13 protein-coding genes are annotated in these 13,688 nt (G+C 72.0%); 6 read left to right on the top strand and 7 right to left on the bottom strand.

The window, feature by feature from the left end; genetic code table 11:
* Nucleotides 1-91: 91 nt before the first annotated feature.
* Together ACFYM6_RS18480 and ACFYM6_RS18475 are read right to left on the bottom strand one after the other, a co-directional pair.
* Nucleotides 92-769, bottom strand: a complete 678-nt coding sequence (locus tag ACFYM6_RS18480) for a hypothetical protein (RefSeq protein ID WP_387276943.1) — start codon at nucleotides 767-769, stop codon at nucleotides 92-94.
* Entirely contained in the window at nucleotides 766-1,134 is a 369-nt protein-coding gene (locus ACFYM6_RS18475) for a hypothetical protein (protein ID WP_387276941.1), read from the bottom strand. Before ACFYM6_RS18475 ends, ACFYM6_RS18480 begins: the two co-directional genes overlap by 4 nt.
* Before the next feature lie 159 nt (nucleotides 1,135-1,293).
* Here ACFYM6_RS18475 and ACFYM6_RS18470 point away from each other — a divergent pair, with 159 nt between their 5' ends.
* The 4 genes from ACFYM6_RS18470 (at nucleotide 1,294) to ACFYM6_RS18455 (ending at nucleotide 5,140) form a co-directional block, all read left to right on the top strand.
* A complete protein-coding gene (locus tag ACFYM6_RS18470; RefSeq protein ID WP_387276939.1) occupies nucleotides 1,294-3,273 on the top strand; it encodes a sensor histidine kinase in 1,980 nt (659 codons plus the stop codon).
* Nucleotides 3,261-3,908: a response regulator transcription factor gene (locus ACFYM6_RS18465; RefSeq protein WP_357435597.1), complete on the top strand. Its 648-nt coding sequence runs from the start codon at nucleotides 3,261-3,263 to the stop codon at nucleotides 3,906-3,908. Before ACFYM6_RS18470 ends, ACFYM6_RS18465 begins: the two co-directional genes overlap by 13 nt.
* 68 nt (nucleotides 3,909-3,976) lie before the next feature.
* On the top strand, nucleotides 3,977-4,252 hold the full coding sequence (locus tag ACFYM6_RS18460) for a hypothetical protein (protein WP_387276937.1): 276 nt from the start codon (nucleotides 3,977-3,979) through the stop codon (nucleotides 4,250-4,252).
* An 84-nt stretch (nucleotides 4,253-4,336) separates the two neighbouring features.
* Nucleotides 4,337-5,140, top strand: coding sequence for a DUF4253 domain-containing protein (locus tag ACFYM6_RS18455; RefSeq protein WP_387276935.1), 804 nt, complete (start codon nucleotides 4,337-4,339; stop codon nucleotides 5,138-5,140).
* Between the two features lie 99 nt (nucleotides 5,141-5,239).
* On the opposite strand, the gene ACFYM6_RS18450 is transcribed toward ACFYM6_RS18455, so the two are convergent.
* The 3 genes from ACFYM6_RS18450 to ACFYM6_RS18440 are packed head-to-tail and all read right to left on the bottom strand — an operon-like array spanning nucleotide 5,240 to nucleotide 7,430.
* Nucleotides 5,240-5,869 (bottom strand): lysoplasmalogenase, encoded by a 630-nt coding sequence (locus tag ACFYM6_RS18450; protein ID WP_387276933.1) that lies wholly within the window; start codon nucleotides 5,867-5,869, stop codon nucleotides 5,240-5,242.
* A gap of 11 nt (nucleotides 5,870-5,880) precedes the next feature.
* The gene (locus ACFYM6_RS18445) at nucleotides 5,881-6,708 is read right to left on the bottom strand and encodes a sterol desaturase family protein (RefSeq protein WP_387276932.1); all 828 of its coding nucleotides are present in this window, start codon (nucleotides 6,706-6,708) and stop codon (nucleotides 5,881-5,883) included.
* Nucleotides 6,705-7,430, bottom strand: a complete 726-nt coding sequence (locus tag ACFYM6_RS18440) for a FadR/GntR family transcriptional regulator (RefSeq protein ID WP_387276930.1) — start codon at nucleotides 7,428-7,430, stop codon at nucleotides 6,705-6,707. Before ACFYM6_RS18440 ends, ACFYM6_RS18445 begins: the two co-directional genes overlap by 4 nt.
* Nucleotides 7,431-7,521: 91 nt before the next feature.
* Between ACFYM6_RS18440 and ACFYM6_RS18435 the strand changes: the two genes are divergently transcribed.
* Both ACFYM6_RS18435 and htpG read left to right on the top strand, forming a co-directional pair.
* Complete coding sequence (locus ACFYM6_RS18435; protein ID WP_387276928.1) at nucleotides 7,522-8,742, top strand: DUF6236 family protein; 1,221 nt, start codon at nucleotides 7,522-7,524, stop codon at nucleotides 8,740-8,742.
* Between the two features lie 89 nt (nucleotides 8,743-8,831).
* Nucleotides 8,832-10,724 (top strand): molecular chaperone HtpG, encoded by a 1,893-nt coding sequence (gene htpG, locus ACFYM6_RS18430; protein ID WP_387276927.1) that lies wholly within the window; start codon nucleotides 8,832-8,834, stop codon nucleotides 10,722-10,724.
* Nucleotides 10,725-10,782: 58 nt separating this feature from the next.
* Here the strand turns inward: htpG and ACFYM6_RS18425 are convergent, their stop codons facing one another.
* A complete protein-coding gene (locus tag ACFYM6_RS18425) occupies nucleotides 10,783-11,790 on the bottom strand; it encodes a hypothetical protein (protein WP_387276925.1) in 1,008 nt (335 codons plus the stop codon).
* A gap of 110 nt (nucleotides 11,791-11,900) precedes the next feature.
* On the bottom strand, nucleotides 11,901-13,469 hold the full coding sequence (locus ACFYM6_RS18420; protein WP_387276923.1) for an LLM class flavin-dependent oxidoreductase: 1,569 nt from the start codon (nucleotides 13,467-13,469) through the stop codon (nucleotides 11,901-11,903).
* Nucleotides 13,470-13,688: the final 219 nt, after the last annotated feature.

Below are 13,688 nucleotides of genomic sequence, written 5' to 3'. Positions count from 1 at the left end.
CCCGGCCACCTGGAGTGAATCAAGCCAGGGCTGCTCCGACCGGCGGCGGGTGCCGGTCGCCGGCGGTACGCCTTGATCCCCCCACCACAGGTCAACCGGTGCGGGCCAGCCGTATGGCGAGGGCGGCGAAGCCGACGGCCTGGAGCGTGGCGCCGGCGACCTCGAACCACTCGGTGCCGGCGATCAGGCCGGTCACGTGCAGCACCGGCCAGCAGCAGATCGTGGCCGCGGCCCAGGCCGGTGCGGTCCGGGCGCGCAGCAGGGCGATACCGAGCAGCAGCGTGCCGAGGATGTTCCCGGCCACGAAGAGCAGGAGCCACGGGATCGCGGCTTCGCCGGCGGCGTCCAGCACGGCTGCGTAGTCGCCGGTGGGGCCGCCCCGCTCGGCCATGGCGAGGTCGACGAAACCTCTCATCACGGCGCCGAAGTACGCCACGTACCCGGCGATCATGAGTGATCCGCCGATGAGGCCGAGCCGGTTCGCCCGGTGCCGGGTGAACCCGATGGCGCCGAGCGCGGCCGGGATGATGAGCAGGCAGCCGAGCAGGGCCGCGATGGTGCTCACCCGCAGTGGCGCCGGGTGCGCGGCGGCGAGCGCGAGGGCGTCCGCGCCGGTCTCGTCGCTGCCGCCGTCGCGGGTGGCCCAGGCGTAGGCGGCGTTGGCGACCACGAACCCCCACGGGGCGAGCAGCATGGCGGCAGCGGTGCCGACGCGGCGCAGCGCGTCGGTCGAGGCGACCGCGACCTTGCGGTCGAGGGTGGCGGTCATGACGCGGCCACCGCCGCCCGGCGCAGGCCCGGCCAGATCAGCGCCAGCGCGGCCACCGTGACGCCGAGACCGACGCCGAGGAGAACCTCGTTGGCGGCGGAGATGCTGTCGTCGCCGAACGCCGGCAGCACGGCGAGCCCGGACAGGATCCGGGTGACGATCACCGTGACGAGGCCGCCGCGCCTTCCGCGCCAGGCGAACCAGGCGCCGGCGAGGGTGATCGCGCCGAGCAGCGTGATGACCACCGCCGCGGCGAGCGGCGGCTGGCCCTCCCCGCCCACGCCGAAGAACCCGGTGGCCAGGTCGCCGAGGCCGAGCAGGCCGGCGAGTACGAGACCGATGGTGAAGGTACGGGTGTGTCTCACGATTGCCTCCTTGAGCGGATGTCCTGGCCAGCAGTCTTGGCCCGGACCGCACCGTCGGGCATCGGGGCGGACTCGGGAATCGGAGTGCGGGGAGGTACGGAAGCGATCTCCGTGCTGGCACGCATCCGCACCGGTTGCCGGAGGGCTTACCGTGGGGCCATGACCCTGCCGCGGCTGGTTTCGTACGGCCTGGCGGCGTTCGCCGCCGCGCTCGTCGGCGCGGGTGGCTGGCTGCTGTCGATTGCCGCCGATCCCGGTCAGGTCGCCTACTTCGCGACCGCCTGCCTCCTCGCCACCGCCTCGGTGGGCCTGGGCGTGCTGGTCGCGACGAAGCGCCCGACCAACGTGATCGGTGCGCTGCTCACGTTCTTCGGACTGCTCGCGATCTGGGTCGCCTGGACCGACGTCTACGCGTACGTCGTCGCGCACCGGCCGGGAGCGCTGCCGGTGTCGTCGCTCCTGGCCACGGTGAGCCAGGGCGCCTGGATGCTCAACTACGTGCCGGCGGCGCTGCTCATGCTGCTCTTCCCGGACGGGCGGCTGCTGCCCGGGCGGCGCTGGCAGGTGACGGCGGTCGGCCTCCTGGTGGTGCCGGCAGCGTTCATCGTGCTCACCGGTCTCGACCCCGCCCCGTTCCCGGAGCCGTTCGCGGGTGCGGACCATGCGTTCGGCACCCCGCCGCCGGCGCTGGCGCGGGTGCTGAAACCGATCGCGTTCGTGCTGCTGCCCGGGCTGCTCGCCCTGCTCGTCGCGTCCGCCACGGCGATGGTGGTGCGCTACCGGCGGGCCGCCGACCCGATCCGCCGCGCGCAGCTGAAGTGGTTCGCGCTCGGCGCGTTGTTCCTGCCCGCGACGCTGCTGCTGTGCTGGCTGAGCTATCTGCTGCTCGACGGGCCGGACCTCGCCGTGGCCGGGCTCGCCGCCACGTTGATCGCGATCCCGGCGGCCACCGCGGTCGGCATCCTCCGCCACGACCTGTACGACGTGGACAAGGCGCTGAGCGCCACCGTCACCTACGGCCTGGTCACCGCCGCGCTGCTGGCGTTCTACACGGTCGCCGCCTTCGTCGTCGGCGTCGTGGCGGGGCGCTCGTCGCCGGCGGCGGCGGCCGGTGCCACCGCGGTCTGCGCGCTCGTGCTGTCCCCGTTGCGCGTCCGGTTGCAGCATCGCGTGGACCGCCGGCTCTATCCCGCCCGCCAGGCGGCACTCGCGGCGATCGAGGACCTCCGCGACCGGATGCACGCCGGCGAGGCGGCACCGGAGCGACTCGAGGAAACCCTGCGGCAGGCGCTGCGTGATCCCAAGCTGCGTATCGGGTACCGGATGCCTGGCACGGACGAGGTGGTCAGCGCGACCGGGGCGCGGTTCGAGGCGGCCGGCGAGCCGACCCCGATCCGGCTGGGCGGACAACAGATCGGCGTGCTCGTGCGCGGCGAGACCACCCGCGAGCTGATGCGCGAGCTGGCCGACCCCTGCGCGCTGCTCGTCGAGGTGGTCCGGCTGCGGTTGCAGCTACGCCGGGCGCTGGGCGACGTGGAGGCCAGCCGGGCACGGCTGCTGCGCGCCGGGTACGCCGAGCGGGTGCGGCTGGAACGCGACCTGCACGACGGTGCCCAGCAGCGCCTCGTGTCGCTCGGCATGGCGCTGCGGCTCGCCCAGCGGCACCTGTCCGAGACCGACGTCGCCGGCCTGCTCGACCAGGCGGTCGCCGAGCTGGGCACCGCGGTCGCGGAGCTGCGGCAGATCGCGCACGGGCTGCGCCCGTCCAGCCTGGACGAGGGGTTGGCCAACGCGCTGGCGATGCTGGCCCGCGGCGTGCCGCTGCCGGTCACGCTCGACATCGGCGCCGAGCCGGTGCCCGAGGAACTGGCCACCACCGCCTACTACGTGGCCAGCGAGGCGCTGGCGAACGTGGTCAAGCACTCCGCCGCCACCAGCGTGCACCTTCGGGTGTTCCGAACCGACGACCAGCTGAGGGTGACCATCCGGGACGACGGCGTGGGCGGGGCGTGCGTGCGGCCGGGCGGTGGGCTGGCGGGCATCACCGACCGGGTGGCCGCCGCCGGGGGCGCACTCACCGTGGCCGGCCGACCCGGCGACGGGACGCTCGTCGAGGCGGTGCTGCCGTGCGGATCGTGATCGGTGAGGACTCCGCGCTGTTCCGGGAGGGGCTGGCCCGGTTGCTCGCCGACGCCGGTCACGAGGTGGTCGGCAAGGCGGTCGACGCGCCGAGTCTGCTGGTCGCCGTCGAGGAAGCCGAGCCGGACCTGGCCGTCATCGACGTACGAATGCCGCCCGACCACACCGACGACGGCGCCCGCGCGGCACGCCAGATCCGCACCCGCCACCCGCAGCTCGGCATCGTGCTGCTCTCCCAGCACGTGGAGACCCGGCACTCGGTGGACCTGGTCACCGGCGGGCGGTTCGGCTATCTGCTCAAGGACCGGGTGCTCGACGTCGACGACTTTCTCGACGCCCTGCGGCGGGTGGCCGCGGGCGGGTCGGCGCTCGATCCGGAGGTGGTCACCCGGCTCATCGGCCGCCGCCCGCCTGACGACCCGCTCAGCACCCTGACCGCCAGGGAGCGGGAGGTTCTGGCGTTGATGGCCGAGGGGCGCACGAACGTCGGGATCGCTCGCCGGCTGTGGCTCACCGAGCGGACGGTGGAGGCGCACGTCAGCTCCATCATGGCCAAGCTCGACCTGGCCGCGTCCGACGAGGACCACCGACGCGTCCTGGCTGTGCTGGTCCACCTCCGCCGGGCCACGGCCTGACCGTTCGTCAACCGCGTCGCCTGGTCGGGCCTCGCCGACGCGCAGCGCGGCATCCAGGAGGGCGCGCGGTGGAGTCATTTCCGCTACCGCATTGGTGGTCCTCCGGCGCGCTGCGTCACTACTTCTCCACCCGCGCCGAGCTGCTCGCCTTCGCCTGCGAGCAGGTCATCGATCAGGTGACCGAGCGGATCCAGGGACTGCGGCACACCGGCGACCCGGCCCAGGCGGTCCGTGCCATCCTGCTGGAGACCATGCCGGTCGACGAAACGCGCCGGTCGCGCAGCTCGATGCGTACCTCACCGACCTCACGGGCGTCGAATTCACCGAGTAGCCCGGCGAGCTGATGACGCCCCGGCGCGCTCGTGAACCCTGGTTGGAGCAGTGATACTCACTCGGCCCAGGGTGGCAATCTCCGTACTCTCCTGCATGTGAAGACGCTGCTCCGCTCGCTGGACGGGATCGAGTTCGCCGAGACGGCGGCCGGTGTGCCGCTGGTCAGCGGAACCTTTCCCGAGGGCGAACACGACCGGGTCTGGCGGGCGTTGCGGGCCGAGCATCCCCGTACGGGTCTCTGGCCGGTGCTGGGCTGGACGGCCGGCACCGCGGCCGAGGGGACGTACAGCTGGTGCCGGCGGCACCAGGGGCCCACCTGGCTGGACGCCCTCTGCGAGGTCGACCCGGCGGAGCGGATGGCGCTGATCATCCGGTCCAAGCGGGAGTGGATCGTCGAGGACGACGAATCCGCTGACCCGCAGACGGCGGCGTGGCAGGAGGAGCGCCGGGCCGAGTTCGACCCGGCGCGGGTTGCCGAGGCGATCGGACCGCTGACGGAGATTCCGCCTGGGATCCGGCGCCAGACCGGTTCGTACCCGCCCACCGACGTGCTGCTGGTGCCGGCGGCGGCCGGCCACGAGGTGCTTGCCCTGGTGCCGGGACTCATGGCGACCATGAACAACTGGATGGGCGGCCCGTCGCACCCTGACCTGCACTACGCGGACCACGTCTTCGTGCTCCGGCACTGGGAGAAGGCCTGGGGCGCCGAGCTGTACCAGCCCGGCGTCGACAACCTGGAACTGGCCGTCACTCGCCCGCCGCGCGACCCGCTCACCGCCGCGACCTGCGCGATCGAGCAGTGGTCCTACTGCGACGACCTGTCCCAGATCCTCGGGGAGGTGGACGACGTGGCTCGCCGGCAGGCACCCGCCGATCACTGGTCCTTCTGGTGGGACTGACCGGCGGTGGCTGCTGGTTGATCCGAGACCGACGCCCGGTCCGGGAGGTGGCGATATCGGGTCGGCGCGGATACCGCCACCTGCGCGACCTGGAGTGGATCAAATCCGGGCTGGCGCGACCGGTGACGGGTGGCGGTCGCCGGTGGTCAGAGCCGCCGCCCAGCCGGTGGTGATGAACAGCAGCGCGGCGATGTAGGTCGTCATGACCAGGAGACCGTGCCCGGCCAGGTGGACGCCGGCCGCGTCCAGCGCGATCAGCAGGTCCGAGCCGAGGAACAGCGCCCCGCCGACCGCCACCCGCCCGGACACCCTGGCCGTGGCGGCGGCCATCAGGGACAGCGCCAGGCTGTAACCGAGCACCGGCAGCCGCAACGGCCCCAGCGCGCCCCAGAGCAGGGCGTTGGCGACCGCCCAGAGCGCCACGTACCCCAGGAGCGCCGGGACCGGCGGCCGGCGGCGCCGGACGAACGCGGTGAGGAACGCGAGCTGGGTGACCAGGAAGCAGCCCATGCCCAGCAGGAACGCGGCCGGTCCCGCGACGAGCAGGGCCACGTCCCCGGCGGTGGCAAAGACCAGGCCAACTGCGACGCCGTCGATCCGCCGCCGAACAGACCAGAGGTACGCCAGCAGCAGCGGGGCCAGCAGCGGCTTGGCCAGCCACTGGGTCGCGGTGGAGTCGAGCGCGACGCCGACCAGTTCGACCGCGGCGACGGCCCCGAACAGGGGCAACCAGGGGCGCCTCACCGGGCCGGCTGCCAGCCGGGCCGGCCGAAGACGTAGCCGAGACGGTCCCGCCAGGTACGGGCGGCCCGGGCGTCGGCCCAGATCGCGGCGAACTCGTGGGTGGCCACCCGCAGCGGGTTGTACGTGTTGATGTTCTTGGTGAGCCCGTACCGGACAGCGGCCCGTTCCGGCTCGAAGGTGCCGAAGAGCCGGTCCCAGACGATCAGGATGCCGGCGTAGTTGCGGTCCAGGTACTCGGCGTTGGCACCGTGGTGGACCCGGTGGTGTGACGGGGTGTTGAAGACCAGTTCGATCGGCCGGGGCAGCACGTTGATCCGCTCGGTGTGCAGGAAGAACTGGTAGAGCAAGCTGATCGACTGCTGCAGGAAGATCATCCACGGCGGGATGCCGAGCAGCGCCAGGGGCAGCCAGAACGGCAGCGAGGTCATCGGCGTCCAGCTCTGCCGCAGGGCGGTGGAGAGGTTGAAGTAGACGCTGGAGTGGTGGACCACGTGGCTGGCCCAGAACACGCGTACCTCGTGGTGCCCCCGGTGAAACCAGTAGTAGGCCAGGTCGTCGGCGAAGAACAGCAGCATCCAGGTCCACCAGTTGGCGGGGGAGAGGTGGACCGGCGCGACCAGCCACAGCGCCGCGTAGACGCCGGCGGTGACCAGCTTCCACGGCACGCCGATGAGCACGCTGCCCAGGCCCATCGACAGGCTGGTGGTGGTGTCGCGCAGCTCGTAGCCGCGTTCCTCGTCGTCGGGCAGGAGCCGGTAGGAGACCGCTTCGATGATGATGAGCAGCAGGAACGCCGGGACGGCGTAGAGCACGGCGGGGATCATGATCGGGCTTCCCTTCCGGACGGGGTGGTGGGGGCGGTGACCGGGGCGGTCAGCAGGGCCCGGGCGTGCCGGGCGGCGGCCGCGCCCTGGCCGGCCGCGATGGCGGCGGCGAGCCGGCGGTGGCCGGCGACGTCGAGCAGTTCGGCGGCCCGGCCGTCCGGCGGTACGTCGTCCACTGCCAGCGCGCCCGCCACCAGGCTGTTGAAGGCCAGCAGGTAGGCGGTGTTGCCGCAGCCGGTGACGATCAGCCGCCACATGGCGATGTCGGCGTCGTGCATGCGGGGCAGGTCGGGGGCGAGTGCCGCGTACTCCTCGGCGGCCCGGACCACCGCGGCGGTGACCGCTGGATCGCCGCGCTCGGCGCAGAGCCGGGCCGCGTCGATCCCGACGCAGGCCCGCATCTCCAGCATGTCGCGGACCAGCGTCTCGACCGGGAGTACGTCGCCCGACCGGGCCAGCGAGAGCGCCAGGTCCAGCCCGGCGTGCACCCGCCAGTCGAGCACCCGGGTCGCGCCGCCCTGGCTGACCCGGAGCAGGCCGAGCTGCTGGAGCCGGCGCAGCGCCTCCCGGACGGCGTGCCGGTTGACCTCGAACGCGGCGGCCAGCTCGCGCTCGCCGGGCAGCGTCTCCCCGGGCTGGTAACGGCCGCTGACGATGGCGTCGCGGAGCTGGCCGAAGACGTGGTCGGAGACCGAGGCGCGGGGTACGGGGGCGAAGGCCATGGCGGCAGTGTGGCCACCGACACCTCAACCCGTCAACTGGTTGGACCAGATGGTCTTCGCCATGCCGCCATCGTTGTTCGACAATGGAGTGGTGAGCGACATCGCCCTTTACCACCCGTACGTTGACTTCCGAGACGAGGCGTGGCTGAAGGGCGCCGTCCTGTACTGGCCGAAGATCGCCCGGATGCTCCCCGACACCATCTGGAACTGGTCCGACTCTGACCTGGTGCGACAGCTCCGGGACGAGCTCGACTGCATCGTCGACGTACGTCTTCGGCAGCGCGACTACGGCGGGCCGCTCGAGCGGGCCGAACAACTCTTCTTCCGGTTCCTCGATCGGCACGAGGAGGAACTGCTTCCCCGATATGGCGTCCGACGCCTCGGGATCGATCCGATCGTCCAGGACCGAGCCGACACCGGGCGCTTGGCGCCGCGCGATCCCCGTCTGGCGCCGGTGATGCCCGGCAAGATGCTGTGGTCCCTGGCGGATCGGTTGGCCGACAGCGGCCTACTGGTCCGGCTCGAGGACGTGCGCGCGGACGGCCGACGCCGGCCGCTGCCTCACCTGTGCCTGCACCGTGACCTCGCGACGCTCTATCTCGCGGTGCTCGCCGACGCCGTGGCCTCGGAGAACCGGATGGCGATGGTGACCGACCTGCCAGTGACCCTGGCGACGAGCGGCGGATGGACCACCGACTCGATGGCCGCCGCCCTGCTGGACGATGCGGCACCGGCCGCGTTCGCCCGCCCCGAACCCGCCCAGGCCTTCGCCGTCCTCGCGCTGGCGGTCGCCGTGCCGAAAGGTCTGCGCGACGTGCCGATCCGTCGAATCATCAAGGCCCGCCGAAAACTTCAGCCGCAGCTGCTCGCCTACCGCGCCTACCTCGACTCGCTGGCACCCGCCCTCGCCGAGCTGAGCGCGGTGCCGGACCCGGCCGTCCGGGCCGCCCACCTCGAGATGATGGTCGAACGGGAGATCGGCGGCCGGATCAACGCTACCGCCCGACAGCTGTCGAAGCTCGGCCTGGAGCCGGTCCGCGCCCTGCTCACCACGCAGACGCTGGTCCCGCCGGCGGCCCTCGCCGCACTCGGCAGCGCGTTGGACCTGCCGCCCGTGGTGACCGGATCGGGGGCGGTCGCGGCCACGGTCGTCAGTGCGACGGCCACCATGATGGGCGGGCGGGAGCAGCTCCGGGAGGCCCACCCGACCGGCTACCTGCTGGGGCTGCGTCGGGAACTAGGGCCCAGGGGTACGGTGGCTGCGGTGCGGGCTGCGTACCACCGTGCGGCGGGGGCGCTCCGCCTCCGGTGAGGCTACCGCCGGCGCCACCCTGCGGTGGCCGGGCGCGCACGCCTCGTATCCTTTCCGCCGGAAGGCCCGCGACATGGAAGGGAGTCGGTGTGAGCGACCGGGTCGAGACGTTGGAGTTCCAGGCCGAGGCCCGTCAGCTGCTCCAGCTGATGGTGCACTCGATCTATTCGAACAAGGACGTCTTCCTGCGCGAACTTATCTCGAACGCCTCTGACGCGCTGGACAAGCTGCGGCTGGAGTCGCTGGTCGACAAGGACCTGGCGGTCGACACCGCCGACCTGCACATCGAGCTCGAGGTCGACCGGGAAGCTCGCACGCTGACCGTGCGGGACAACGGCGTCGGCATGTCCCGCGACGAGGTGATCGGGCTGATCGGCACCATCGCCAAGTCCGGCACCGCCGAGCTGCTACGCAAGCTGCGCGAGTCCCAGGACGCCGCCGCCTCGCAGGAGCTGATCGGCCAGTTCGGGGTCGGCTTCTACGCCACCTTCATGGTGGCCGACAAGGTCACCCTGCTGACCCGGCGGGCCGGGCAGAGCGGGGGCACGCGCTGGGAGTCGACCGGCGAGGGCACCTACTCGGTCGAGTCGGTCGATGACGCGCCGCAGGGCACCTCGGTTACGCTGCACCTCAAGCCCGCCGACGCCGAGGACAACCTGCACGACTACACCGCCGAGTGGACCATCCGGGAGATCGTCAAGCGATACTCGGACTTCATCGCCTGGCCGATCCGGATGACCGTCGAGCGGTCGGGTGAGGACGGCACCACCACCCGTGAGGAGCAGACCCTCAACTCGATGAAGGCGCTCTGGGCCCGCTCCCGGGACGAGGTGGACGAGGCCGAGTACAAGGAGTTCTACCGGCACGTCGCCCACGACTGGGCCGATCCCCTCGAAACCATCCACATGCGCGGCGAGGGCACCTTCGAGTACGAGGCGCTGCTCTTCCTGCCCTCGCACGCCCCGCTCGACCTGTTCTCCCCGCAGGGCCGCCGCGGTGTGCAGCTCTACGTCAAGCGTGTCTTCATCATGGACGACTGCGACGCGCTGATGCCCAACTACCTGCGCTTCGTCAAGGGCGTGGTGGACGCGCACGACTTGTCGCTCAACATCTCCCGGGAGATTCTCCAGCAGGACCGGCAGATCCGGGCCGTCCGCCGTCGCCTGGTCAAGAAGGTCCTCGCCACGCTCAAGGAACTCTCCGCCGAGTCCTACCGCACCTTCTGGACCGAGTTCGGCGCGGTGGTCAAGGAGGGGCTGCTCGAGGACCCGGACAACACCGAGGCGCTGCTCGACCTGGTCCGGGCCGCCAGCACCAACGATCCGGCCGAACTGACCACGCTGCGCGACTACGTCGAGCGGATGAAGGACGGCCAGACCGAGATCTACTACGCCACCGGTGAGTCTCGGGTCACCATCGAGAACTCGCCGCACCTGGAGGCGTTCCGCGCCAAGGGCTTCGAGGTGCTGATCCTCACCGATCCGGTCGACGAGGTGTGGGTCGAGCGGGTCGGCCAGTACGACGGGAAGACCCTGCGCTCGGTCGCCAAGGGCCAGGTCGACCTGGAGACCGACGAGGAGAAGGAGAAGGCCGAGGCCGAGCGGCAGGAGTACGCCGACCTGCTCACCTGGATGAGCGGCGCGCTGGCCGACAGCGTCAAGGAGGTCCGGCTCTCCTCGCGGCTGACCACCTCGCCCGCCTGCGTCGTCGGCGACGCCCAAGACATGACGCCGACGCTGGAGAAGATGTACCGGGCGATGGGGCAGGAGGTGCCCCGGGTCAAGCGGATCCTGGAGCTCAACCCGACCCACCCGCTGGTCACCGGGCTGCGCAAGGCCCACGAGCAGGGCAGCGACCAGAGCGCCCTGACGGAGACCGCCGAGCTGCTGTACGGGATGGCGCTGCTCGCCGAGGGCGGGGAGCTGGCCGACCCGGCCCGGTTCACCCGGATCCTCGCCGACCGGTTGGCCCGTACCCTTTAGGACCGCCGACTCCGTCGGCCGCGGCAGCCACGCCGCGGCCGACGGAGGCCGCCGCCGTCTACTTGGTGGCCGCGGCGAGGGCCGCGGCGAGGGCTGCCGCGCGGTCCTTGCCGATCGCGGCCACGATCGCGGCGGCGGCGTCGGCCGGGGACTGCCCACCGAGCGCCTGCACGGTCGCCGCCGCGATCGCGGCGGCGGTCGGTGCGGCATGGGTGGTCTGGTAGAGGTCGTTGAGCACGTTGAGCGTCGACATGCCGGCGGGGATGCCGCCACCGATGTACTGCCAGGGCAGGGCGCGCATCTTCGCGGCGACAGCCGGGTCGGACAGGATCGCGGAGAATTCGGAGGGGGTCATGGTGTCGTCCTTCGTCAACAGGGCCCGCAGCTGGGCGAGCGTGCCACGGTATGCGTTGCAGTCGGTCTGTCCGGACGCGCCGGGGCAGGCGACGTTCGACCCGTACTGCCAGATCGACGGGGTCACCCCGCCGTACGCGGCCCAGCCCGGGCCGCCGTCCCCACCACCTTGCGCGTAGACGGCAGCGGGCGCGCCGGTGGGGTTGCTGCCGTAGTCGCTGGCGACCAGGGGTGCGTTGAGCGGCCGGAGGTCGGGCCGGCCGAGGTTCCCGTCCCAGTTCCACTTCGGCAGGTAGATCGCCAGCACCCGCTGATCGACGGCGTGCCAGCGGTCCACGAACCGGCGTACGTCGTCGAAGCGCGGCCACAGTCCGTTGGCGACCAGCTCCGGGTAACGCTCGACGTCGAGCATCGCCCACACCGCCCCGATCCCGTCGAGGGTGCTCCGCAGATAGTCGACCTGCCGGTTGGTGCTGGCCTGATCGCCCCTGATCAGGTTGTGGTAGCCACCGATCACGTCGAAGCCGGCGCCGGCCGCACCACGCGCCATCTCGGCGACGTGCGGGCTGGGCGGGTGGAAGCCCTGCGGGTCGCCGTAGGTGACCCGCATGCACAGGACGGGAGAGGTGGCCCGGCGAATCGCCGCCCAGTCGAACTCGCCCTTGACGCGGTCCCAGTCGTGGTAAGACAGGTCGACATAGATCACAGCCATTGCCATCACCTCTGCGGCCCACCGTAGCTCGACCCACCTGACCTGCGCGAATGCGAAGATTAGTCGGCGAAATGGGGGTGTCCGGTGGCTGGCGGAACGGCCGCCGACGGTCAGACCTGGCCGGCGTAGAAGCCGTGCCGGGCCAGCGGCTCGACGATGCTCTGCTCCTCGTACGACAGATGCGACAGCAGGGTGTCGGTGAGGATGTCCACGGCCTGCTGGACCTCGGTGAAGTCGCCCGGATTGCGGATCAGGTCGACCAGGGCCCGATCCACGCCCTCCACCACGTCGTGGATCACCACGTGCTCCGCCGCCAACCGGTCGAGCACCGGGGCCAGCCCCGGATCGGCACGCCGCAGGTGCGGGAAGATCGAATTGTCCTCCAGCCCGTGGTGCTGGGTGACCACCGTGCAGTACGCGGCGCAGTACGCCCCCAGCGTCCAGTTGTTCTGCCGCATGGTCATCTGGTTGAGCACGGCCCGGGCCGCACCGGCGGAGACCACCCCCCGCTTGACCTGTTCGAGCAGGTCGCGCACCTGCGCCAGCTCCTGACGCAGGTGGTCGTGCACGTCGACGAGGTGCGCGCCGACGGCCTGCGCGTGCGGGGTGTAGACGTGCCCGGCCGGCGCCGGCGGGGCGACCGGGCGGGTGGACTCGTCCCAGAGCTGGTGGTCGGTCAGCCGTACGCCCGGATCGGGGGTGGGGGTGACAGCGAGCGCGGTGGCGCCCCCGGCCTCGACCGCCTCGCGCGCTTCCTCGCCGGCCCTGGGCCGGGTGCCCGGCTCGGCACGCTCGGCGGCGACCAGCTCCCGCACCGCGGGCGCGACCTCCCGCGCGAAGAGCTGGATGGCGGTGGGGTCGTCGGCGCCGAGGATGAAGGTGGCGATGCCGTGGTCCAGCACCAGCCCGGCCAGCTCCTCCACCCACTGCTCTGGCGGCCCGGTGAGGAGGCCGGCGGACGACCGGGTGAACTGGCCGGTGACGTTCAACAGCCGCCGCACCGACCGGGGATCCCGCCCGGCGGCCTCGGCACCCTCGTCGATCAGCGCGTTCATCCCCGGCAGCTCGTCCGGCCCCTTCGACAGGTACGCCAGCGACGGCAGCCAGCCGTCCGCCGCGCGCCCCACCAGCCGCAGCATCCGGGGCTTGTACGCGCCGACCCAGATCTCCACCGGGTGGGCCGGCGCCGGCCCCCGCTTCGCCCCGACCACCCGGTGGTACGTGCCCTCGACCCGGACCATGCCGCGCCGCTCGACGTCCCACACCTCGCGGATCACCCGGATCGCCTCGTCGAGCGCGTCGACCGCCTGCCCGGGGGACAGCCGCCGGCCGCCGACCGCCTCGATCGCCTCCCAGAACGCGCCCGCGCCGAGGCCCAGCTCGACCCGGCCGCCGGTGAGCAGGTCCAGGCTGGCCACGCTGCGTGCCAGCACCACCGGTTGGCGCAGCGGCAGGTTGAGCACGTTGCCGGCCAGCCGGATCCGACTGGTCGCGGCCGCGAGGTACGACATCAGCGTCCAGGTGTCCAGGAAACCCGGCTGGTACGGGTGGTCCTGGAAGGTGACCAGGTCCAGGTTGACCTGCTCGCAGAGCTTGGCGAGCGCCACCACCTGCTCGAACTGGCCGGCGGCGGGGGTGAGGAAGCCGCCGAAGGCCAGCTCGTGTCCGTAGTCAGTCATGTTCCTCCGCCTGCGCACCCGGGCCCGGCGACCGTGCCGGACCTCGCCACCGTAGTCGGTGCCGGATCGGCGCGCGCCCGCTCCCGCAACCGCAAGGATTTTTCGCACAGGGCGGCGATTGTAGTGGCGCCGATCAATGTCCCGCTGGCCTAGAGTGCGGGTGAACGGTCCTCGCGTTCCATTGGAAGGAGTGACCCGTGACCCGCTACCGCCCCCTCG

Origin of the sequence: Micromonospora sp. NPDC006431, assembly GCF_042870725.1 — a bacterium.
GTDB lineage: Bacteria > Actinomycetota > Actinomycetes > Mycobacteriales > Micromonosporaceae > Micromonospora.
Note: the sequence above shows the minus strand (reverse complement) of the source record. Positions and strands in the feature narration are given on the sequence as shown.